Origin of the sequence: Paraburkholderia panacisoli (genome assembly GCF_008369935.1) — a bacterium.
In the GTDB taxonomy this organism is placed as follows: Bacteria; Pseudomonadota; Gammaproteobacteria; order Burkholderiales; family Burkholderiaceae; genus Paraburkholderia; species Paraburkholderia panacisoli.
In genome coordinates this window covers 158423-178741 of the sequence record NZ_VTUZ01000005.1, presented here as the reverse complement: position 1 = coordinate 178741, position 20319 = coordinate 158423, and the positions used below count along the sequence as shown (strand labels likewise).

Sequence of the window (20319 nt, the reverse complement as noted above, 5' to 3'; positions counted from 1 at the left end):
CTATTGTGATTGGCTCGCCGCCGATGATTGCGCCGATGTAGGCGCTTGAGGTTGAACGGCGCCAGTACTCGTCGGATCGGATCCGCTCGGTTGAGCCGTATTCGAAAACGCCGACGTTGCCGTCACGCGAACCTCTTTGAGCGCAACATCAACCGTCACCAGACCGACGCCATTGGTTGATGTTCGACTGAGATTGAAATGGTTGATGTTGACGCTTTGGATCATCTTGCCCTCTGGCATGGAGATATTGAGCAGAGTCAAAGATCTCGCAAGCGCAGAGAGTTGGCCTAGAAAGTGATACCGATCCGCATCCGATCCACCCTTGGTCATCCTGATCCGGGTCTCGGACGGGAGAACGACCTTGTTATAGGATTCGAATGATCCCTGCTCGACAGGATAGTCAGGAATCCGCCACTCTCTGGAAAATTCCAGCGCAACAATCGAATCCGGCTGAAGCGCTAACGAACCATCCTGATTGAAGACTCCCCACTTTGGCCCGGAGAAGAAACCGAGAATGATGGCGGCGTCGGCGACAACCAGGGAGACCGTGTTGGTGACGTTGGCAACCTTGCCAAGCAGAGCGGGGATTCCATTCGCCATTACGTCAACCCTGTGTTTGCCTGCGGCACGGTGAAGCTGTATTTCGCCACGGCCTTACCGAACTCGCGGGCGATTCCTTGAGCGTCGGTCGCCTGCGTCTGGATCGTGATCGGGCCGTTGATGTTGGTCGACGCGGTCGTGGTCGAGTTTGAGACACTACCCGAGGAGCCGGGCCCTCTAACCGCAGCGGAATTGCCCGCGATCTGCGACGCATTCGCCTGCCCGACGCCCGCATATAGAACGCGCGCATAGGCTTGCCGGTTGGCGATATTGGCCTCTGCCGTTCCAGGGCGCTCATAGTATTGCGAGTGAATCGCGGCAGCCTCCTCAGCGGTTCTCGCCGCTCTCAGCCGGCGCCCTGCGCCCTGCTCATTGCCTTTGGTCAACTCGTACTGCATGAAACCGAGTTGATCTTGAAAGGAGGATCCCTGGAGATCGTGACCAGACCATTTCTTGAAGTCCTGGACGCGTCCGCCAAGCCACTGGCCGATTCCATACGCACCGGACGATTTATTTCGAGACGTGGAATCCACGCCGCTTTCCTGCGTGAGACTTCCAACAATCCCGGCCGCTTGAGCGGGCGTCCACCCCTGGCTCAGGAAGTAATCCATAGCCTGCTTTTGACGGCCGGCCTCGGAGTTTCCGAAGGAGTTTTTCAGCCATGCGCCGAGCTTGCCAAATCCCCCAGGGGGAGGTTGGCTGACATTCGGGGTAACCGCGCCACCCGCGACCGCTTCCGCGACATACTGATCGTGGCTCGGCCCCTTCGGGATGGCCTTGTCAAATGCGCTTTGCCGCATCTTCTCGGCGGCAGCCGATAGCCCGACAAGCGCAACGAGCGCGCCAGGGCCAGACAGGGCAATCGCGCCCAATCCGCCGCCTACGCTCGACAGCGCGCCGGCCAATTGAAGCAGGGGAGATACTGTCGACAGCACTTTCAGCGCTGCCAGGGCAATCAGGACGTTCTTCCAGCCGCCCACCGCATCAGCCGCCTTGTCAGCCGCACTGATGAACGATTGAATCGCGTTGACCGTCTCATTGACCCAGTTCGAGATGTCCTGTTTATGATCCGCAACCCAATCGGCCATGGCCTGAAGCTTCTGCAGCCACAATTCGAAGGTCGGCATCAACTGCAACAGAATCGTCGTGCCGACGTATTGCAGCCGGTCGCGAAGGTCGAGCCACGCGTTTTGAAGCTTCAGCGCTTTTTCTGCCTGTTCTTCGGTGACGGCTGAATTTTTCTTCTGCGCATCGACGAGAGCAAGAATCGCCTGCGGACCCTGCTTGATGAAGTTGAACTGATCGCCGCCGACGCCCATCATCTGGGCGACAGCTTGCGCACGACCCGGATCAACCGCAAAGAGACGCTGGACAATCTGCGCCCGAGCCATCAGATACGAATTGCCATCCTTCAGATCGCTGGTCTTGCCGCCGAAGCGGAAGAACGCCTGCATCTGGTCGCCAACCTGGCCGAGCCGAAACTTTGCGATCTGTTGCTGCGAGTCTTGCAGCGCACTCGTGATGCCATCAGCGCTTCCGCCCGCACGTTCCGCCGCACGCTGCCACGCGGAAAGCTCCTGCGTGCTCATCTGCAGATTCTTGGCCATGTAGCCAAGTTGCACGGCCGAGCCGATCGTGTGCTGCGTGAACTCCTTCAGGCCCATGCCGGCAGTGAAGATCGCCAGCAGTGCGAGGACTTCGTTACGCACCGACTTGAAAGACTCGACCGCGCGTTTGTTGCGTTCCTCGATCTGCTTCTGTGCCTTGTCGTGAGCGGCCGAAAGATCCTTCGTGGCCTGCTGGGCCTTCTTCTGGCCCGAGAGGAAGTTCGACGGGTCAAGGCCGAGCGTCACGAATAGGGCGTCTACGACCTGCGGCATGCTTAATCCTTGGGCAATAAAAAAGCCCACCGAAGTGGGCTACTGTTTTCTTAAGGCATGTCGGGCCAGTGGCTATTCGACTTTTGCCTATTTTCAGATCCGGGGATGATTCTCAGATTAGCCTCGCAATGCAGCCCGCAGACCAGCTTTGATCGCAATGGCACGATGTGATCTACGTGATGCGGGGCTCCCGTCTCGCGAGTGATGCGCGCAGACTCCTCATATATCTCTGCGATCTTTTTGGGGCTTGCCCAAATCGGAGTGGCCTGAGTCTTCGCCGCGTACCGCTTAGCCGTTCTGGCATTGGCTCGCCCCTTGTGTCGGGCGTTGTACTCTTTGCTCAACTCCGCAATTCGCTCTGGATTGCTCGCGTATCGTTTTCTTCTGTAAATCCTTTGGTACTCTCGTCTTTTGTCGACGTCATCCAAATAGTCGGCGCGCAGCCTTTCAGCATTGGCCTTATACCATTCCTTATACTTCTGCTTCTTAGACTCATACGCCGCTCGGGCGCGCAAATTATCGCACGCCTTACACTCTGTTTTGAGCCCGTCTCGGTTGTCTCGTTTTATAGAGAATTCTTCGTGCGGCTTGTCAACGCCACACTTCGCGCATTTTTTTATTCCCATCGTTGCCCCTATAGCAACCCTAGTTTATGTGGGCGCGGCCAACCCGGCTAGGAACCGGGCTTTCGGGGATCAGCCTAGGCCGCGCATGGCGATTATATCAATCCTTTCTTTCGTTTAACGTGCGCTCGTTCGCCGCGTCTACAACGACGATTTCAAGAAAGTCATAGAGGTCTTCTGCCCCATATACGGTCTGCAACTCATGCAACGTCGCGTACTTTCTCGAAACCACCATGCCGATCGAGCGAGAGACATTGGGATAGTCGATTAAACCCTCGACGCTCCCTCCGCCCCCTCTAGTTTTGATCGGGCGGCGAGAAGAAAAAATCGAGATGCAATTCGAGGACTGCCTTGCGGAGTTGCAGGCGCGTCGAGACTTCCTCGATGTCGTCCTCGATCATCGGACCGACACCACCGTAGCCGCGCTTCACAAGAGGTTGTTTCGGATCGGGAACGACGGCGATGCAGGCCATCATTTCATCGAACAGCGGCTTCGCCATCTCGTACGGAACACGCGACAGCGACTTGATGCCGATCGCTGCGATGCCGGCAAGACCGGCCGACATGAGGTCATCGGGAACCTCCACGCCACAGTTCATCATGACGAAGAGGGCGCGCGTGGCCCAGGCTTCAGCTTCGGATGCCGACAGCTCCGTGATGTGGAACATCTTGCCGGCGTCGCGGCCAGCGGTCTCAATGACCAGCGTCTTAGTCTTGCGGGCCATTTAGATCGGCGCTCCGATAACGGTCTGCCAATGCACCTCGAACTTGCGCGGCTGAAGGGTTCGGCCGGCATGCGCGAGAGGCGTGTAGTTCTTCAGCACGCCGTTCGTCAGGGTGTAAATGCGGCTGACAGAAGGTTGATTGATGACGCCGAAGGCGAAGAAGGGGGTTTTCGCGGCTTCTTCTGACGCGGCCCAGCTCTCAAAAAATGTATTCGACGCGCTGTCAGCCTGAAGCGTCACGGTCATGACCTTCACCGCGGGAATCCAGCCGGCAGACAGGACGCCATCAACGCCGATCATGACCTCTTTGTTATCAACGCTGGCAATTTCGTACATGTCGTCGGCACTGAAGCCGGCGAGATGCTGGGGGATCGTGAAAAGCCCACTAACACCGATTAGGAGCGAACTGTTCGCTGAGGTGATGTCTGCCATCTAAGGCTCCAGAAATGAAAAAGCCACCGCGAAGGGTGGCTTTGTTGAATTCGGTGAATGCTGCTTACGGCATATCCGGCCAGTGCCGATTATGCTTTTGGAGATTCTCTTTCCCAGGCAGCACTTGCAAGTTGAACTGGCAGTGAAGACCACAGACGAGTTTTGATGTCATCGGTACGACGTGGTCGACGTGATGAGGCACACCCGTGGATTCCGTCAAAGCGCGCGCTTCGATGTAAAACTTCTCGATTTCCACCAGATTGGCCCAAGTCGGTGTCGCTCGGCGCACACACTCTCTGCGCTTTGCAGTTAGTGCATTAACACGACCTGGATTATTTCGCTTCCATTGGACTTGATACAAAAATCCATTCTTCCCGAGCCAGACTTTTTGAGATCGAGCCGCGACTTCCGGGTGATCCTTGGAATATGCCTTTTGATAGGCAAGAACCTTTTCTCGGTTGTTAGCGTAATACCGCCTGGCCCGCGCCGCTGCGCCGGGATCTTCGCTCTGTCGACAAGTTTTGCACGTTGAGCGCTTACCGTCTTTCGATCTGTTATGCGCGTGGAAATGATCAAACGCCTTCGTCACACCGCACTTTGTGCAGGTTTTCAGATTCATTGTTTGCCCCTAAGCAAACCCTAGTGAGTGGTGCGGGAAGCCAGCTAGGGAACTGGCTTGTCGGATGCCTCCTATCCCGCACATTAATATTTTACTACTGAACTTCCACGGATGCGACATTGATCTGCTGCACGGCACCTCCGGAACAGTACCAGAGCGTTACCGGTGGTGATTGGCGATTTCCGCGAGCCTGGGAACTGGCCGGAAGAACTTGCAAGTAATACCCCTGCGATTGAAGGTTGCCCGCAATGCTCTTTCCAGCCGCATTATTCACTTCCGCCTGCTGCGCTGATGACAGGGTTACGTTCGGAGTAATCAAGCCAAAGTTAAGTGCAGCATTGATGGGGTCCATCATCGCTGCGCTGATGAGCGCATAGCCGGAAGGGCTATAGGGGATGCTCTTTACGTTAACCAGCAGCTCGATAAGCGCAAGTTGCAGTGCGCTATTCAACCAAATCTGGCCGACATACGCGTCGATGTACTCAAAAGGCCCAGAAATCGTTCCGGGATAGAAGAATTCAAAGCCTTGGTTTGCCGTGGCGTACGCTCCATACCAGCAATACCCATTGGCTTGCAGGTTCGCCGCCACGGTCTGGTTGGTGACGCTCGGCACGATGCCCGACTGCGACTTGAACGCCAGCGTCGCCTGACCGTTCGTTTCGGTGAAGTCGATCGATGCGACCGAGCCCGAAGCGAAAGCGGCGAGACCGTACGGAATGCTCGGCACGTAAATAGGCGCCGTGCCCGAGATACCGGCCGCGATGATCTTCTGGCCCAGCGAGGAAGCGGCGTTCGTCGACTGGGTCGGCGTGATGTCTGCGTCTTCGCAGAAGTAGACGAACTCGTCTTGAGTCGTACCAGCCCATGCCGCAAATGCGTACTTGAGCGCGTTGCCGCTGCCAGCGTCTGGATCAAAGTCCGTGAAGAAGCTTGCCCAGTTCGTCGTCTGCGCGACGATGCCATTCATGTAGGCAGCCGGAGCGGCAGCCGCAGCCGCGCCTTGCGACAGGGTTGCGCCCGCAGCCTGCGTAAGCAGAAGCCCCGCGGCCAAAGTGCCCGTGGCATAGGTGATCGTAGCCGTCGCGCCCGACGCCGTGCTCGTGAACACGAATGCACCCGACACGCTGTCGTAGGTGACCGCGAACGGGGGCGACGTGAAAGCGGCCTGAATGATCGTGGCCGCGTTCGAAAAGCTCGTCGCCGACGACAGGTTGATGGTCGACGACGTAAGGCCAGTGCCAGCGAACGTGATCGTCAGCGTTCCGCTTAGTGCCTGCAGTTGTGTGAGCGTCAGGCCCGACACACTGCCGCCACGCAGATAGCCCGGAACGGCTGCAAGGTTGTACTGTGCGAACAGCATTGCAGCCGGCAGCACATTCGAGCCTTCGAAGCCGGCGAAATAGATCGCGGCTTGCGCGGCCTGAACCGATACCGGGCCGAAATAGGACGACACGGCCGATGCCGAGGGGAACGAGAGGACTTGACCGGTCGGAACGCGGGGGTTCGACGTAAGGCACAAGCCGATGAGTTCAAGTGCACTCCCACCAGCCGAAATTACGGAGGGCACTACGGATACGATCGCGCTGGCTGGGATGCTCGCCATTTGGGCTCCAGAATGAAAAAAGCCCGCTCAGTGGCGGGCTCGAAAGAAAGGGGTGATGCGGATTAGGCGGGGTATTGCGCTTGAACGCTAATGACGCTGGCTTCGAGGCTGGATGCGAACTGCTGAGGAACCGTCACGGACGGATTGCATTGCAAGGTGCAGCGGATGGTCCAGCGCTCTTCATACTGGGACTCGCCGTCGATCAACGGCATCTGATTCGCGTCGTCGGCATGAAGTGGCGCGACGTCGAATCCGGACGATGCAAACTGGTCGACCGCGTATCCGTCACGAAACGTCGTGGTCAGGATCTGTGCGTAGTCGGCAGAGCCAGGCCCATAGAGGTCTAGCTGCACAACCACCTGAGTAGCCTGCAACATGCTCTTGCTGCCGCAAGCCATGACTTCGCTTGCTACGGTCTGCGGCTGGCTGACTGCGTAGGTTCCAATGCCGCCCGTGCCAGTTCCCTGCGCGGTGATCGTCGTTCCTGCTGTGATGCCAGCACCGAACAGCGTTGCGCCAACAGCGATCGTTCCGAGGCTCATCTCAGTCACGGTCAGCGTGTTTCCAGCGATTGAGCCGACGAAGGCGCAATCCGAATAGGTGTCGACGTTCGTCGCAAGCCTCGTTCGCGAGAGCGGCGTCATGGCAACAAACGCCCCTTGCGGCATCGCCACACGGTTTTGCTGCGCGAGAACTACTTCGATGCTCGCCGGAAGAACCGACTGTATGAACGATCGCAGCGCCGCGAGGGTCTGCGATTCGGTGAGGGATAAGGTCGTCATGGGTTTTGCAAGGTGACGATCACGCGACACCATTCAGACCAGGTTTCCATAACCTGCGTGACCAGCCAGTCATGCATCGTGCCGCCCGGAGACATCGGGAACTGGAGAATGTCGCCGCCTTGGCCGTTGGCGCGCACGATGCCTTCCACGTCGCCATACAGGTAGACCGAGCGCATAACGCCCTGGATGTTCAGGCCATCCATATGACGAAGATCAGTGCCGCTTAATGCCTGGACGTTGGCCCAGACCGGCGTCGACGCCTGATTAGGCGTCCGGGTTCCATCCGCCGCGGTCGTATAGCCGCTGTTCTGCACCCACGTGATCTGCTGATTGCGGTTGATGCCCTGTATCGCGCCGTTGGCGATTGTCCGCAGCTTCATGATTTGTCCACCGCGTTATGAGAGATGGACTTAAGGAGCAACCCGGTGCCACCCTCGGCCTCAGCCGGGACAAGCGGCTTGGTCGTCGCGCCGTAGTCCGTCAGCCCTTCCGCAACGCGTTGTGCGGCCTCGCCCACAGTCTTTCCCGTGACTTTGAGGTTACGGTCGTGGCTACGCATCCCGCGCAGCATGATCGTGATCGGACTCAGGGCGGGCGCGTTGATTTCTGATATCTTCTTCTGGATGTCGGCCGCCATCAGGGAGCCGACTGCCTCCATGAGGTCTTCCGCAGTGAGTTGACCCGCAGCGACCGCCGCGATGCCTTCGCCGAGGTGCTTCGTCCAGTCTTTCTGGTTGTCCGCGGCGGCAGTTGACAGGAATGGGCGAGGGGGTATCTTTGCAGCAGGAGCGCCGTATTCCTGGATGGCCGCCACGTAGGCGATGTTCGTGCCGTCCTCGTATTGCCCGCCGAGAATCCCCGCCTGGATTACCTTTTCTTTGAGCGGTTGAAGGCGCTCGTTGATCTTGTCAAGGTTCAGCCGCATGTACAGCTCGCGCACATTAGAGGAGTCGATTCCGTTCGTTTGCGAACGGTGCGGGTTCAGTTTTTTCAGGAATCTCGACGAGTACCTGAAGATCGGGATCAAGTGCCCGCGGTGCTCGTACCGGTTCGAACTGAGTCCATCAGAGGTCGAGGAAATCGCCGACATGATCGAGTCGTGTCATCAGGCAGAGGACATGAGCAAGGAGGACGATCCGTAGTTACCGAAACGTCCCGCCCACCTTACGAAACGCATGCCGCTCAGGCAGGCCGCCGACATACACCCCGCCAGCAGAACTGATATTGAGCATCGCCCACAGCATCTGCCCGTAGGTCGAACTCGATAGGTAATACTCCAGCCCATCCTTGACCGGGGGCGCAACGAACGAAGCCGATACGCTGCCTTCCGTGCCGCTCACCACAGCGCCGCCACCCTGCGAATTGCCGATCGAGTTGGCGTTCGCCAGCATGTAGCCGATGTGCGCCACGATCAGTTGTTGCTGGGTCAGCGGTGCACAGGCGAACCACGACGCCATCGGTGATTGCTCAACGATGCTCGCCCATACCAGGATGGCGGCATCAGGCGTCTCCTGGAATGCCGGAAACGCTGCCCGGAAGGCAACGGGATCGAAGGTCATACTTTGATCGGGCCGGTGTTGACGGACAGGATTTCAGGACGGTCTTCGTCCTTCTTCTGATACATCTGCGGATTGAGCGGCTGCGACTTGTCGCCGAGCGTCATGCCCGATGCGGCCTTGTCGCCGTCAGCCGAGCCGCCCTTCACGACCTTCACGAAACCCTTGTCCTGGTGCATCTTGAATTGCGAATGCTGCTCGAGCGATGCAAGCTGCTCGTCCGTGATCGGCGTCAGCGTCGCGCCGGTCGGCGTCACGAAATTCTTGGTGGCGAGACCGAAGCCGCCTTTGATGACAACGGTTTTGTCTTCGATCTCGGTCAGGAAGCCGTCAGCATTGCGGCTGAAATGCGTGTACTTCTGGTCGCAAGTGAGGGTCGATGCGATGTAAGGCATGTTCTTTTCTCCTGCCTCCGAAATGAGATGCCCGGACGCGCCACGTTAGGAGGTATGGCGTGGCTTCGGCTCGCGCGGCCTAGTCCGGGCAAAGCTGCTTAGATCCCGCTGTAACGCACGACGGCCCACGGGCGTTTCGTCATCACGCCAGCGCTAGCATTCGTGAAGTCCTCGATGTAGCGCTTCGACTCCTGCTGCACGCCGAGCGTCTGGAACTTCGCCGGCACTGCCTGCAGGAACGTGCGGCCATCGTCCGTCGAATCCGGCTCGCTCGAAACGCGATCGGCAAACAGATAGAACACGTTCGCGCCACCGTTCGCCGCGGCAAACTGCGGTGCGGTGATCACGCGGCACTTCGGATAGTTGTCGCGCAGCCATGCCGAAGCCGAGTAGCCGAGGGTCGTCGGCAGGCCGAGGTACGTGTCGAAGCCGGTCGGGAGAACGAGCGTCGTGTCGTCGACCTTCGGCTGGATGTTGCCGCCCGACTGGATCTCGATCGTCTTGAACGCAACCAGCAGGTCGGAGATGATGTCCAGCGTCGTTTTGGTCGACCACAGGGGCGAGCCCGACGTTGCGCCGTTCGCCACCGTCACGTATGCCGGCAGGTACGGGTCGTTCAACAGACCGTACGTGCGGTCTGCGCCGCCGTTGTAGCCGAAGAAGCCAACTAGGTTACGCTGGATGTCGAGCGCCGTCGAAGCGCCGATACGCTTTTCAGCTTGCGACGAAACACGCATTGCACCGGCACGCGCTTCTTCTAGACGACCAACCGCGAAGCCCTTTTCGAAGCGGACGATGGTTCGGCGCTCGAAGTTCACGTTCCACGATGCCAGCGGCACGTTCGACAGGTCGCCGTACGGAACGGCGTCACCCATCGATTCGATGGAGCCTTGCACGACTTCTTCGTCGTGCCATTCGCCGACCGTCGACATGCCGACGATTTCGTCGATCTGGCGGATTGCGAACACGGCGCGCACGAGACCCGGCAGCCATGCTTGCAGGAACTGAACCGGCGTGCCGATCGACGCGGTGAAAACGCCGCCTTGCGGATCGTCCATCGCCGCGGCGTCCATTGCGAAACGCGCAGCCTTTGCCGCCCAGCCTTGATCGATGCCGAGGCCGGCGAGCTTCAGTTCGACGTAGTGCTGTACGTCAGCGCTATCCATCGCAAAGAGCGGCTTGCCCTCAGCGCGACGTGCGGCGGCCTCGCGACCACTCACGCCGGAATAAGTTTTGGAGATTTGCAGAGCCATTTTGTCCTTTTCCTTTTGGCGATAAGCCCAAACGAAAAAGCCCCGCATTTAGCGAGGCCAATAAAAACCCCGCTCAGGGCGGGGCCAGGGGATTTGGGCTTAAAGCCCCGTGAGTTAGTTGGTCAGACGAACGACGGTGATGCCGCCGCCGACTGCTGCGACCGGGTAGCGATACACGATCGCGTTCGGGATCGTTGTGGTACCAGCCGGAACCGTGCCGCCCGGAGCGTACGTGCTCAGTGCGCCGGTCGTCGTGTTGTACGACACGAGATCGCCGATGTTGCACGCGGTGTTGACAGCCACCGTGACATCACCCATCGTCAGGAAGTCGGCTTGCTGGTTGTCGGGAATCGCCAGCGTCGGTGCCAGCGTGCCCGAGGTCGTGCCGAACAGCGTTGCCGCTTTCGGATTGACCATCAGGCCGGCGAATACAGTCGAGCCGTTGGTGATGGCGCCGCCCATCTTGGCGATGTTGGTCGCGTTCGATTTCGTGGCTGCGAAGCCGTACACGTTCGGCGTTGCGCCGGCCGAGTTGATGATCAGGCTTTCGACGCGTTTCGGGCTCGCGAGCTGCACTTCACCCGGCACGCCGAAGCCTTGCATGACATTGACAGTCTGTTGGAACATGGTTTCGTTCTCCGTGGATTAAGCGCGCTTCGCGTGCGACTGCTTCGCGAACCAGCCGTTAGCCGAATCCATGCCCGCAGCCTTCACGGTCACAGCCTCGGACGGGGCCTTGTTGCTGGCGAGGAAGCCGGACAGGAAAGCGAGTTCCTGGCCCTTCGGTGCCTTCAGTTCGAGCTTCTTGCAGCCGTACACCGCAACGGCCTGTTCGTCCATGCCAACGGCATTGAACGTGCCGACGTGCTTCGAGAGCTTGGCGGCGAGGGTGTTACGCGCTTCGGTGCGCGCTTCGAACTTCTTGAACAGGGCTGCTTCGTCCATGGCTGCGTCCTTCTTCTCCACTGCCTCTTTGGCTTGTTCGGTGCCAGCCGATTCAGCGGCGGCGTTGTCCTTGCCGACTTCTGCGGCTTCCTTCTTCTCGGCGCCTTCGCCTGCAGCGGCAACGCCTTCTTCTGCGTCGGAGGTTTCTTCTTCGCCCGATTCTTCGACGCCTGCCTCTTCAGAAGCCTCGCCGCCGCTTTCTGCGCCTGCGCCGAGTGCTGCCTTCATTGCCGCTGCAGTTTGAATTACGTCGTCCATCTTTGCGACGAATTCAGCAAACTGTGCGCGCATATCCTCCAGCGACGCTCCGCCGCTGGAACCGCCAACGGCGGCGGTGTTGCTGGTTTCAGCCATCTTGCTTTCCTTTTCAGGGAGGGAATCACACGTAAATGCGGCGTCTAGCACCGCGACGCCTTGGCCCATGCGACCTCGCTTAACTGAGGCCAAATGATTGCCACGGGGTTGCCGTTGCACGCAGTCGTAGGGCTCGCCGTTGAATTCACCCGGCGTCCAGTCGTACGTGCAGCGATAGCCGAGCGAGAGATCTTTCTTGCCGGCGTTTATCGCATCGGCGAGCGCCGATGAGAAAAGCTTGAGATTGCCGAGTAGCGCGCCGTGCCCAAAGGCTTCCGGATCAAAGCGAACTTCCTGGCCAATGACGCCTTGCACGCCCTTTTGTTCGGGCGGCGTCAATCCTTCTTCTTCGTCGCCGAGCATCACGTGGTTGTCAATCCACGGGATGAGCTTGAACGACTCGATGGTGTCGGGGTCGCTCAGTTCTTCGGCAGGGCGGTAGACCCGATACATCTTGTTCGGATCGGGTGCGCCGGGGAGTTGCGAGCCCTGATAGTCGAAGATGCCGACCTTGCTGATCGGGTTATCCTTGATTTCCGGCCAGCCGTTGACGTCCTCAACGCGGGACGACTTGTCCTGCGCCCAGGCGTCGGCGAACTCGATGCGTGACTTCACTGCGGCGATTTCATCCATCGCTTCCGCCGCAACGAGACTGGCCAGCGACTCAGCCACGCCAGGATGCAGCGGTTCGGGAAGATCGCCAACAGGCGCCCACATCACGTCGCTGGATTCGGCATTGATGATCGGCGTGAAGATTTCGCCCCTGCTCAGAAACAGAGCGAAGTCGGGCGAGTTGCTTTGCATCGGCGTCAGGGCGAGCGGCATATGAGCCACTTCCTCGGACGACTCGCGCGCTGCGGCAAGCATCGGATCTTCACCGGGCTCTACGTGACCCGCGGGAAACGACCACGTGTCCGGATAGTCCTCGGAATCCGCGCTTCGCTTAACGAGCAGCACCTTGCCGTCAGTGAGATACAGGACACCAGCGGCTAGGATTGGAGTCACAGTGCCGCCTTCGCCTGAGCGACGAGCGCCTGAATCTTCACGCGCAGCACGCCGGCCTGATCGTGAGAGGCGTAGAGTTCCGCCTTGCTCGCGAGGTCATTGATGGCGTCGAGCGCGTCAGCAACAGCGTTGGTCGGTGCGGCGGTGGTGGTCTTAGGAGGCATCTTTGTATCCAAAATTCAGAATAGGACGGGCAAAGCAGCGGCAGTTGATCGCTATGCCAGGAAGTACTGGCCCGAATGTGTCGTCAACAGGAGGCTTGTCGAAGCGGAAGATCTTCCCGCCCCATGCGACGTGCTGAGGGCGCGGCACCTTGCCGCCGCGCGAATGCACCCACTCGAACTCCTCGACACCAGCCGCCATCATCCGCGCATTGGAGATATTGGAGTACGCCTTGCGCGTCTGGTCGTGCGCCACGCTGCGAGCCTTCCGCACGTTCTGCCCGTACTTCTCGCGCAGAAACGGCACCAGCGTTTGCAATCCGGTCCCGGTCGTGATCGAGCGCATCACCTGGCCTTGCACCTGCGACAGGTACTGTTCGGGCAGCGTCTTGATGAGTTGCGCGGCCTCTTGCGTCGAGGCGGTCACAATCTCTTTGAAGCGCCCGGTGTTGAGGAATGCAGGATCGAGTTCGATCTCTTTCGCAATCTCTTTCAGCGAGATATTGAGCGTGACCGTCGAATGCTTGATCGTCTGCCGGATCATCCGCTCGGTTGCGGTCTGGGCCAGCTTGTTGAAGTACTTGCCGTACTTGCGCTTGAGGTAGTTGATGATGATCCGCGCACGCGAGGCAGGATTGCCGTCAATGGCATCCATCGCATAGCCCGGATCGTCGAACATCGCCCGCAGTTCGCTCACCGTCTCTTCGGTCATCTTGCGAAGCAGGGCGACAATAGCCTTTTCGTACTGGTCGGCAATGGAAGCGCTAGATATGAGCGCTCCACCGCGTTTAGACGATGCCGAGTTCACGTGCCGCCCCTATCGCTGCATCTGAAAGGCCGAGTTCTGCCAGTGCGTCGTCGCTGTCCTGGCCAAGCTGGAAATAGCCCGAATCCGGGTCTTGTGCGACACGCTTGAGCACATCTGACGACTGGATGCCGCCCGATTGAACGAGTTGAACATCCGTCTGCGCCTTGACGAGATTCGTCTCGGCCAGTTCCTTCGCAGTCGGCGCGTCAAGCGGACGCCATGAGACGGTGGTCTCGACAGGCTCTTTGCCTTCGGAAAGCATCGACAGAAGGTGATGACGCTCGAGAAACGGCGTCAGGTCGTGCTCCTGGATGCTTTCGAGTTCCTCGTGATAGCTGGCTTCTTCGTACTCGCCAGTAGCGTTGAAACCTTTCGGCGATGTTCCGAGAAGCTTCGTGGCCGGCACGCGAGCGGCCGCAGCAACGATCTGGAACTGGTTCATGATGACCGCATCCAGATCAGCAAGCGACGTCTCGAACTGCTTGAAATCGTCCGCTTCCTTGTCGCCGATCTTGATGCCGAAGTTGTCCCGGAAGGCAATCCATTGCTGCATCTTCTGCAGGGCTTCGTCGCCGGCCATCTGGAACGCCGACATGTTCGTCAGCCAGACGTTGGTGCGCTTCGACATCGCGAGCAACGGGCCTTCGTTAGCCACGCGCTCTGCGGCGTAGACGCGCTCCATGATCTGTTGCGCGACGGGGATTCCGCCGTACATGTACATCGGCTTCAGCACATCAGGCGGTTCAGCCGTGCGGAAGATGTGCAGATGCGAGCGGTGATAGGTCACGCCCCCAATAATCCAGAACGTCGGCTCGTAAAAGTGAATGTTGCCCGGATCGCTGGTCGCCGCGGCATCGAGGAGCGGGGCGCACCAGTACGGATCGACTTGCGAGATGCCTTTGTACGAGCCCGGTTCCACACCGTCCGGATTGAACGGCTTCTTGTAATACTCGGGGTCGGTGGAATTGACCTTGAAGATCGCCATGCGGATGCCGAAGATCCGGCCCATGCGGACCATCTGCTCAGCCTGCCACTTGACGCGATACTTCTTATCGTACTTCTTGAGGATCTTCGCGGATTCGTCGTCGAGTTCATCGCCGTCGACCGTGACTGCGTCCCATCCGTTGCGGGTCGCATCACGCGCCGGCATCGAGCAGGCCTTGTCAATCAGCCAGTGCTGGGCGAGCAGGGCGCATGCCTGCCAGCCGATAAACGACTGCGAGGCGTACCAGTCCATCAATGCGCCGTTGGTGACGGTCGGCGTAGGGGTGAGCTTGAGGGCGGAATAGTCGGCCTCGTCCATCGTGCCGCCCACCACCTCCGGCATCATGCGGATTGCCTGCTCCATGTGGGCGGCGTACCTCTGCCCCGCGTCCCTGCTGACCGGCAAATGCGTCGAGAAAATGGTATGCGGCTCCCGCGCTGCTTCCTTCGCCGGGGCTTTGCGCTTGAACCAGTTGAACATGGATTAACCGAAAAATGAGGCGCGCTTGGCTATGAGTTCTGCAAAGGCGCGGCTGCATCCGTCGACCTGATCGTCGAATGAGCCATTGGGAAACATCCGCATCTCGTCAATAAGCGCAGCGTTCCACGGTCCGCGAACCATTACGACGTTGCCTACGTTGACCTGAGATGCAAAGGGTTCGGCGCGCGTTACCTTGTCGCCGCTTTCTGGCGTGGCAATGATGCGATAGCCGGCGAACATTTTTGTGAGATAGGCGACTTGCGTCTTGCCTGCCTGGCCGGGGTCCTGCGGAATGCTGATCTTGGTTCCGGTTCCGTCCCGCGTGGCCGTCGCCTTCATCGTTGAATCGCGTTGGTCCGGGCCTTCCTGGACTCGCACCATATCTGCAATGACGTATCGGCCATCGGGCAATTTCCCAATGCGAGGCCCGGCAGTCCAGTCGCCCGCATTCACGACTGACGCCAGGTCCCATCCGCGAACAAAGCTGTGAGCGCCAGCGGGCAATGCATCAATGACTTCGATGCGATCCGGCTTGAACAGGCCGCCTTCAGCCGGTGACGGCCGTTGCTGATACTGGCCGGCGAACGTGTAGGGCGCCGCGGCTTCCATGCGCCGGAGTTCTTCGACGCTGTGCTTTTCAGGCCAAAGTGCAGTGCCGTCATCGCGCAGAGCAGGCAGACAAACGTGCTCCCACTTCTCGCCATTGCCGCCAGCTAGCAGCCAGCCAGCCAGATCGCTCTCATGCAAGCGCTGCATGATGAGGATGATCGGCGTTTCTGGACTGTTCTTGCGCGACTCGAACGTGTTCTGGAACCAGTCGATCACGTTCTGGCGCATCACATCGGATCGCGCCTCATCGGCCTTGTGCGGATCATCGATCAGCAGTGCGCCGCCGAAACCTGGGCGCAGTTTGCCGGCGCCGTAGCCGGTGATCGTGCCTTCCGAGCCCACCGCGTAGACGATGCCGCCTGCGCTGGTTCGCCACTCGTCCTTTGCCTTGCTGTCGTCGCGAAGCTGAACGCCAGGGAAGATCGCCTGATACTCAGGTTCCTGCACGAGCCCACGAACGTCCCATGACGAAGCCGCAGCGAGCCGGGCAGAGTAGGACGTGTAGATGAACTCGCAGTCGGGGTAATGCCCAAGGGACCAGCCAATGAAATTCTTGACGATCTCCGTTTTTGAGTATCGCGGCGGGATATTGATGATGAGTCGCTTGCATTCGCCATTGAACACGCGAGTCAGGGCTTCACACACCTGTATATGGTGCGCCGCCTGCTGCCACGTATAACCGCGACGATTGACGAACATCCAGCGCGTGAACCAGTACAGGTCGGCCATCGACAGCGAACGGAACGAGCGCCGCTCTTTGTCGGAGAATTCCATGCTAGACCTTTGGTGTCGCCGCGTTCTCCTGAATCACGGATCGGATTTCGTCGACGGTGGCCTGTGCGCCGCCGATCTGGCTGACCGTCACATTGGTAACTGGCGCCACCTGGGTATCGATGCCCCAAGCCTTGCGCTCAGCTTCCTGCCGAATCTTCAGCGTCTCCGCTGTGATCTTGGCGAGCTTGGCCGATTCGAAGTCTTTCGTGCCGATCGCGGTGTCGACGATCTCTTTGTGTTCGTCCCACTCATCCCGGTGGCGTTGCACCACATCAGCACGGCGGGTAGCTTCGGCATCAATCGCCTCGGCCTTTTTTTTAGGGTCGCAGGCTGCTACTACCCCTGCTACTTTCTCTGCTACTTTGCGCTGAATGGCCGGCTCAAGGTCTTGCGTCCAGCCCTCTGCGGCAATGTGCTTCTGTATTGCGCCCCGGCTTACGCCGTGCTTCTTGGCGAGCGATGCCTGACTTCCACCGGCCTCATACTCGGCGCGGATGGTGTCCCAGTCGATATTGCGTGGCATGGTTTAGTGGCGGCATGCGCGCTCAAGAGACTGGGCTTCTGATAGCCAGTGCAAATAGGCGGCTTTGGGTGAGCGACTGAAGTATTGGAAATGGAACCCCGGACGCGCTACAGGCGGAGTCAGCATCCATATCCATCCATTGAAGCGGAGGCGCGGCTTTTCACTGAAGGGTGTCATCAGGCGACCTCGAACATCTCAGGCACGACGGTATTGCGCGCCACCTCGCCATACTCGACGTGGTAGGTGGTGCGGCTAGAACAAGCGCCCGACGCTCGCCGCGAATTCCAGCGGGTCTTTGGCGTTCTTGCGTAGATTGCATGTCGGGCAGGCGATCACGAGATTTGAAATCCTGTGCTCGCCACCTTTAGACAGGGGCTCGTAATGGTCGATGTGGTAATCATCGTCGCATTTCACACCGCACCAGTAGCAGACTTTCTTGGCTGCCTTGACCCAAGCACGAATGGCTTTTGTGCTATCGCCTTGCTTGGTTTTGGCGCGTCGCCGCCCGTCATATGAAAACGTGATGGTCGCGCGCTTGTCTGGATTAGCCTTGATCCAAGACCTAGCGTTCTCAACCTTCTTGGCTGAATTGGCGATAGCGTATTGCTTGTCGTATTCGCGCTTCTTCTCGCGATTCGCCAAACGCTTTTCTGATTCCCGCTTTTGCCATTCCGGGTCGAGCTTGACTCTCTCGTAGTACGCCTTCTTGCCAGCCAGAAGCTTTTCGCGGTTATTCATGCGGCTGCGCTTAGCATTTTCGGCCAACCTTTCGGTGTTCGCTGCGTAGTATTCGCGACGATTCGCCCGCGACTTCTCAAGATCCGCCTTATATTGAGCGGACTTCTTGATCCTATTGCATTCGCAACAGGTGTAGTTGACTGTCTGGCACTCGGCAACATGACCGTACTTGCACGGCTTGCCAGTGAAATACGTCTTGAGGCCGGCGGCTTTCGCCTCGGCGCGAGAAATGATCTTCATTTAGACCTGACTAGGATCTTGACCGTTTCGGAAGGCACGGCAGGCGGGCGGTCAAACCCGCTTTTCTCTCCGTCGAGATAGCCGTGCTCTTGAATTATAACGCTATGCAGCCTCTTGCAGCATGCCGATGTCGGCTCGATGCCGCTCGATCTCACCGTGAATGCGATGATGCACAATCAGGCGCATATCGCGCCCAGCGCGGTAACCTTGGCCAGCATGCCAGGCGTCGCGAGCGGCTAGGGTGCGGAAGTACTCCACAGTGCCGCCGCGGTATTCCTTAATGTCCTGGTGGTGGACGTGGCCCACATACCAGTAACGGTGCGTCGTTTCGCCCCACTTCTCGGGCTCGTCTGCCGCCATGATAGGCAGCATGTCCGGTCCCTTGATCGTGTCGCCATGGGTTGATCCCATCAGCACCTTGCCGAACTGGAAGTACCAGGCGACAGCAGGCGACAGGTCAACCTCGACGCGCGGCTCGTCATGGAAGTAGCACGAAATCATCAGGGCCAGCGCATACGCCGAATGGCCATCGTGATTGCCGCGGTTAATGCGAAGAATCACGCGTTTATGCTTCTCGAGCAGTCGGCGCACACAATGGAGCATCGCGCGCAGACCGACTTGCTGGACTTTCGCCCAACGCCCATCTACGTCGAGCTTGTGACCCGACTGGCTTTCGTTCTTCTGATTGTCGGCGTGGAACATATCGCCGAGGTTCAGGAGAAGGGCAGTTTCAGCAGCCGGCGCGATTGCTACCAGCCGATCGATTGCGGCGCACATCAGGCGCTCGGCAATCTTCAAATCAAAATCTTCTCCTGCTTCGGCCCACCAGCTATGCAATCCGACGTGCGGGTCGCCTTGCGGGTAGACGCACAGAAGGTCGGATAGGGTGTGTTCTGGCGGAGGCGTGATCGGCGCGAGAGCTTTGACGCCATCTGCCAGCGATTCAGCAAACTCCCTCAGAATCGCTTCATCTTGGGATTTGTCGACTTCCGTCTTCACCCACTGCATGGCGATCGTGCCATCGCCTTTGACGAGCGTCGACGTGCCGCGCGACCGGAATCCCGGAGGACAGGCGCGCGTCATGTCATGCCGCGGACTGAAGCCCATCTTCGCCGCCCGCTTCTCCAGATTATCCAGAGCGCGGATCACGACGCTGTGATGCAGGCCGAGCGCCTTGGCTGCGAGAGTGGGCTTGCCGTGCTTCTCGATCGCGTCGAGGAATGCGGCTTCCCTGACATCAGCGAATTCACGCAAGCGCGGATCGTATTGTCGTGCCAAGGATTTGCCTGGAATAAAAAAGCCGTCCGAAGACGGCAATGTCGAAGGGGGAGTCGACAAATGGTAGGGTGAGAGCTACTGCGTTCAGTCCGCTAACCCGCAGGGTGCTATCGCACTGCGCGACCTCTTCGGTTCACCCTCAAGGGAGCGGACTGGCATGCGGCTGCGCGCAAAGCCACCAGTCCAAAGTACTGCGCGCTCCCTTGAAGATGCTCTTAGGCTACCGAATCCGCCATTCAGACGATTCGCGTAGCTTTTCGGCTACATATAGTAGTGCTTCCCGCACCCGGGAGTACTCCGCATAGCCGACCTATGCGTGACGAGGGAAGCGGGGGGGCATCACATACCCCAAAGCGCCAACGCCCATTGGTCGCAGTATTTTGACCATTGGTGATGAGCGCGGGCAGCGGCATTTAGCCACTCTGCGATGACGTGATTGGGATTCATAGGATCAGCTTCCTCAGCGCTTCCAGCCGGGCAATCATGGATGCCTTCAACGCCGGATCGATCGCGCCGCGCATGCGGTCGAGGTCAGTTTCCAGGCTGTCAATCAAGGCTTGAGCTTCGGTCATTTCAATCTCGAATTCTGGCCGGAGATTCCCGGCGAGAGACGCGTTGCACGTCTGCGGGCGGGTTACTCCACAGAACAGGGAGCGGCAGGGTGAAACAGTTCTTCAGCGCGCTTTCTCGCTTCGCTCCAGCCTTCCTGCTTGCGTGGCTTGAGCGTCAGAGTAGGGCGCTTGTGTTCTTGCTGGGCTTGCCGTTTCTCGCGCGCCTGGGTGGCTGCATAGACGTCCTCCGGGTTGCCGTACTGGCTGGAGGGGAGGGCATATGAGCGCATGGCGGGCGGAAATGAAAAAGCCCCGCGCGGCTTTGGACCGAGCAGGGCTTCAGGGAATTCGGAGACGAGTTTACCCACTCGCGGGGATTTGGGGTGAGCCTTTCGGCCCT

At 59.0% G+C, this 20319-nt stretch carries 23 protein-coding genes and 1 pseudogene; all 24 read right to left on the bottom strand.

What is annotated here, in order from left to right; translation table 11 throughout:
• Window positions 1-600 carry a phage baseplate protein gene (locus FVF58_RS09590; protein WP_149669664.1) on the bottom strand — a complete coding sequence of 200 codons (600 nt, stop codon included), beginning with the start codon at window positions 598-600 and terminating at the stop codon, window positions 1-3.
• Window positions 600-2264, bottom strand: a complete 1665-nt coding sequence (locus tag FVF58_RS09585; RefSeq protein ID WP_149669663.1) for a phage tail tip lysozyme — start codon at window positions 2262-2264, stop codon at window positions 600-602. The genes FVF58_RS09590 and FVF58_RS09585 overlap by 1 nt, the downstream gene beginning before the upstream one ends.
• A gap of 1135 nt (window positions 2265-3399) precedes the next feature.
• On the bottom strand, window positions 3400-3828 hold the full coding sequence (locus tag FVF58_RS09575; RefSeq protein ID WP_149669661.1) for a hypothetical protein: 429 nt from the start codon (window positions 3826-3828) through the stop codon (window positions 3400-3402).
• On the bottom strand, window positions 3829-4260 hold the full coding sequence (locus FVF58_RS09570) for a phage tail fiber protein (RefSeq protein WP_149669660.1): 432 nt from the start codon (window positions 4258-4260) through the stop codon (window positions 3829-3831).
• A 64-nt stretch (window positions 4261-4324) separates the two neighbouring features.
• Window positions 4325-4879, bottom strand: a complete 555-nt coding sequence (locus FVF58_RS09565; RefSeq protein ID WP_149669659.1) for a hypothetical protein — start codon at window positions 4877-4879, stop codon at window positions 4325-4327.
• A gap of 94 nt (window positions 4880-4973) precedes the next feature.
• A complete protein-coding gene (locus tag FVF58_RS09560) occupies window positions 4974-6482 on the bottom strand; it encodes a DUF3383 domain-containing protein (RefSeq protein ID WP_149669658.1) in 1509 nt (502 codons plus the stop codon).
• 62 nt (window positions 6483-6544) lie between these two features.
• Window positions 6545-7297, bottom strand: coding sequence for a phage neck terminator protein (locus FVF58_RS09555; RefSeq protein WP_149669657.1), 753 nt, complete (start codon window positions 7295-7297; stop codon window positions 6545-6547).
• A complete protein-coding gene (locus FVF58_RS09550) occupies window positions 7261-7644 on the bottom strand; it encodes a hypothetical protein (protein ID WP_246216994.1) in 384 nt (127 codons plus the stop codon). The genes FVF58_RS09555 and FVF58_RS09550 overlap by 37 nt, the downstream gene beginning before the upstream one ends.
• The gene (locus tag FVF58_RS09545) at window positions 7641-8354 is read right to left on the bottom strand and encodes a hypothetical protein (RefSeq protein WP_149669655.1); all 714 of its coding nucleotides are present in this window, start codon (window positions 8352-8354) and stop codon (window positions 7641-7643) included. The genes FVF58_RS09550 and FVF58_RS09545 overlap by 4 nt, the downstream gene beginning before the upstream one ends.
• A gap of 52 nt (window positions 8355-8406) precedes the next feature.
• Window positions 8407-8823: a DUF4054 domain-containing protein gene (locus FVF58_RS09540; protein ID WP_149669654.1), complete on the bottom strand. Its 417-nt coding sequence runs from the start codon at window positions 8821-8823 to the stop codon at window positions 8407-8409.
• Complete coding sequence (locus tag FVF58_RS09535) at window positions 8820-9215, bottom strand: hypothetical protein (RefSeq protein WP_149669653.1); 396 nt, start codon at window positions 9213-9215, stop codon at window positions 8820-8822. Before FVF58_RS09535 ends, FVF58_RS09540 begins: the two co-directional genes overlap by 4 nt.
• 98 nt (window positions 9216-9313) lie before the next feature.
• Window positions 9314-10468, bottom strand: coding sequence for a major capsid family protein (locus FVF58_RS09530; RefSeq protein ID WP_149669652.1), 1155 nt, complete (start codon window positions 10466-10468; stop codon window positions 9314-9316).
• Between the two features lie 114 nt (window positions 10469-10582).
• Window positions 10583-11095, bottom strand: coding sequence for a structural cement protein Gp24 (locus FVF58_RS09525; RefSeq protein WP_149669651.1), 513 nt, complete (start codon window positions 11093-11095; stop codon window positions 10583-10585).
• 18 nt (window positions 11096-11113) lie between these two features.
• A complete protein-coding gene (locus tag FVF58_RS09520) occupies window positions 11114-12400 on the bottom strand; it encodes a DUF2213 domain-containing protein (protein WP_246216993.1) in 1287 nt (428 codons plus the stop codon).
• Window positions 12401-12436: 36 nt separating this feature from the next.
• Window positions 12437-12772: pseudogene (locus FVF58_RS54680) on the bottom strand (NUDIX hydrolase); the annotation flags it as partial.
• Window positions 12769-12936, bottom strand: coding sequence for a hypothetical protein (locus FVF58_RS51330; protein ID WP_188130768.1), 168 nt, complete (start codon window positions 12934-12936; stop codon window positions 12769-12771). The pseudogene FVF58_RS54680 and the gene FVF58_RS51330, both read right to left, overlap by 4 nt.
• A complete protein-coding gene (locus tag FVF58_RS09515) occupies window positions 12926-13741 on the bottom strand; it encodes a phage head morphogenesis protein (RefSeq protein ID WP_149669649.1) in 816 nt (271 codons plus the stop codon). Before FVF58_RS09515 ends, FVF58_RS51330 begins: the two co-directional genes overlap by 11 nt.
• The gene (locus tag FVF58_RS09510) at window positions 13722-15206 is read right to left on the bottom strand and encodes a phage portal protein (RefSeq protein ID WP_149669648.1); all 1485 of its coding nucleotides are present in this window, start codon (window positions 15204-15206) and stop codon (window positions 13722-13724) included. The genes FVF58_RS09515 and FVF58_RS09510 overlap by 20 nt, the downstream gene beginning before the upstream one ends.
• Before the next feature lie 3 nt (window positions 15207-15209).
• Window positions 15210-16589, bottom strand: coding sequence for a phage terminase large subunit (terL, locus tag FVF58_RS09505; protein ID WP_149669647.1), 1380 nt, complete (start codon window positions 16587-16589; stop codon window positions 15210-15212).
• A 1-nt stretch (window position 16590) separates the two neighbouring features.
• A complete protein-coding gene (locus FVF58_RS09500) occupies window positions 16591-17112 on the bottom strand; it encodes a hypothetical protein (protein ID WP_149669646.1) in 522 nt (173 codons plus the stop codon).
• A gap of 252 nt (window positions 17113-17364) precedes the next feature.
• The gene (locus tag FVF58_RS09495; RefSeq protein ID WP_149669645.1) at window positions 17365-18090 is read right to left on the bottom strand and encodes an HNH endonuclease; all 726 of its coding nucleotides are present in this window, start codon (window positions 18088-18090) and stop codon (window positions 17365-17367) included.
• Window positions 18091-18192: 102 nt separating this feature from the next.
• Window positions 18193-19368, bottom strand: coding sequence for an oxidoreductase (locus tag FVF58_RS09490; RefSeq protein WP_149669644.1), 1176 nt, complete (start codon window positions 19366-19368; stop codon window positions 18193-18195).
• 443 nt (window positions 19369-19811) lie between these two features.
• Complete coding sequence (locus FVF58_RS54130; protein ID WP_281291167.1) at window positions 19812-19940, bottom strand: hypothetical protein; 129 nt, start codon at window positions 19938-19940, stop codon at window positions 19812-19814.
• 62 nt (window positions 19941-20002) lie between these two features.
• Complete coding sequence (locus FVF58_RS09485; RefSeq protein ID WP_149669643.1) at window positions 20003-20287, bottom strand: hypothetical protein; 285 nt, start codon at window positions 20285-20287, stop codon at window positions 20003-20005.
• Window positions 20288-20319 lie beyond the last annotated feature (32 nt).

What these genes read in the sequence shown, in the direction of transcription:
- FVF58_RS09525 (WP_149669651.1), bottom strand. Translation starts at nt 11,095, where the DNA reads ATGTTCCAACAGACTGTCAATGTCATGCAAGGCTTCGGCGTGCCGGGT.
- FVF58_RS09500 (WP_149669646.1), bottom strand. Translation starts at nt 17,112, where the DNA reads ATGCCACGCAATATCGACTGGGACACCATCCGCGCCGAGTATGAGGCC.
- FVF58_RS09565 (WP_149669659.1), bottom strand. Translation starts at nt 4,879, where the DNA reads ATGAATCTGAAAACCTGCACAAAGTGCGGTGTGACGAAGGCGTTTGAT.
- FVF58_RS09495 (WP_149669645.1), bottom strand. Translation starts at nt 18,090, where the DNA reads ATGAAGATCATTTCTCGCGCCGAGGCGAAAGCCGCCGGCCTCAAGACG.
- FVF58_RS54130 (WP_281291167.1), bottom strand. Translation starts at nt 19,940, where the DNA reads ATGACCGAAGCTCAAGCCTTGATTGACAGCCTGGAAACTGACCTCGAC.
- FVF58_RS09520 (WP_246216993.1), bottom strand. Translation starts at nt 12,400, where the DNA reads ATGGATGAAATCGCCGCAGTGAAGTCACGCATCGAGTTCGCCGACGCC.
- FVF58_RS09575 (WP_149669661.1), bottom strand. Translation starts at nt 3,828, where the DNA reads ATGGCCCGCAAGACTAAGACGCTGGTCATTGAGACCGCTGGCCGCGAC.
- FVF58_RS51330 (WP_188130768.1), bottom strand. Translation starts at nt 12,936, where the DNA reads ATGCCTCCTAAGACCACCACCGCCGCACCGACCAACGCTGTTGCTGAC.
- FVF58_RS09555 (WP_149669657.1), bottom strand. Translation starts at nt 7,297, where the DNA reads ATGGTGTCGCGTGATCGTCACCTTGCAAAACCCATGACGACCTTATCC.
- FVF58_RS09570 (WP_149669660.1), bottom strand. Translation starts at nt 4,260, where the DNA reads ATGGCAGACATCACCTCAGCGAACAGTTCGCTCCTAATCGGTGTTAGT.
- FVF58_RS09550 (WP_246216994.1), bottom strand. Translation starts at nt 7,644, where the DNA reads ATGAAGCTGCGGACAATCGCCAACGGCGCGATACAGGGCATCAACCGC.
- FVF58_RS09535 (WP_149669653.1), bottom strand. Translation starts at nt 9,215, where the DNA reads ATGCCTTACATCGCATCGACCCTCACTTGCGACCAGAAGTACACGCAT.
- FVF58_RS09545 (WP_149669655.1), bottom strand. Translation starts at nt 8,354, where the DNA reads ATGTCGGCGATTTCCTCGACCTCTGATGGACTCAGTTCGAACCGGTAC.
- FVF58_RS09585 (WP_149669663.1), bottom strand. Translation starts at nt 2,264, where the DNA reads ATGGGCCTGAAGGAGTTCACGCAGCACACGATCGGCTCGGCCGTGCAA.
- FVF58_RS09540 (WP_149669654.1), bottom strand. Translation starts at nt 8,823, where the DNA reads ATGACCTTCGATCCCGTTGCCTTCCGGGCAGCGTTTCCGGCATTCCAG.
- FVF58_RS09530 (WP_149669652.1), bottom strand. Translation starts at nt 10,468, where the DNA reads ATGGCTCTGCAAATCTCCAAAACTTATTCCGGCGTGAGTGGTCGCGAG.
- FVF58_RS09590 (WP_149669664.1), bottom strand. Translation starts at nt 600, where the DNA reads ATGGCGAATGGAATCCCCGCTCTGCTTGGCAAGGTTGCCAACGTCACC.
- terL (WP_149669647.1), bottom strand. Translation starts at nt 16,589, where the DNA reads ATGGAATTCTCCGACAAAGAGCGGCGCTCGTTCCGTTCGCTGTCGATG.
- FVF58_RS09510 (WP_149669648.1), bottom strand. Translation starts at nt 15,206, where the DNA reads ATGTTCAACTGGTTCAAGCGCAAAGCCCCGGCGAAGGAAGCAGCGCGG.
- FVF58_RS09560 (WP_149669658.1), bottom strand. Translation starts at nt 6,482, where the DNA reads ATGGCGAGCATCCCAGCCAGCGCGATCGTATCCGTAGTGCCCTCCGTA.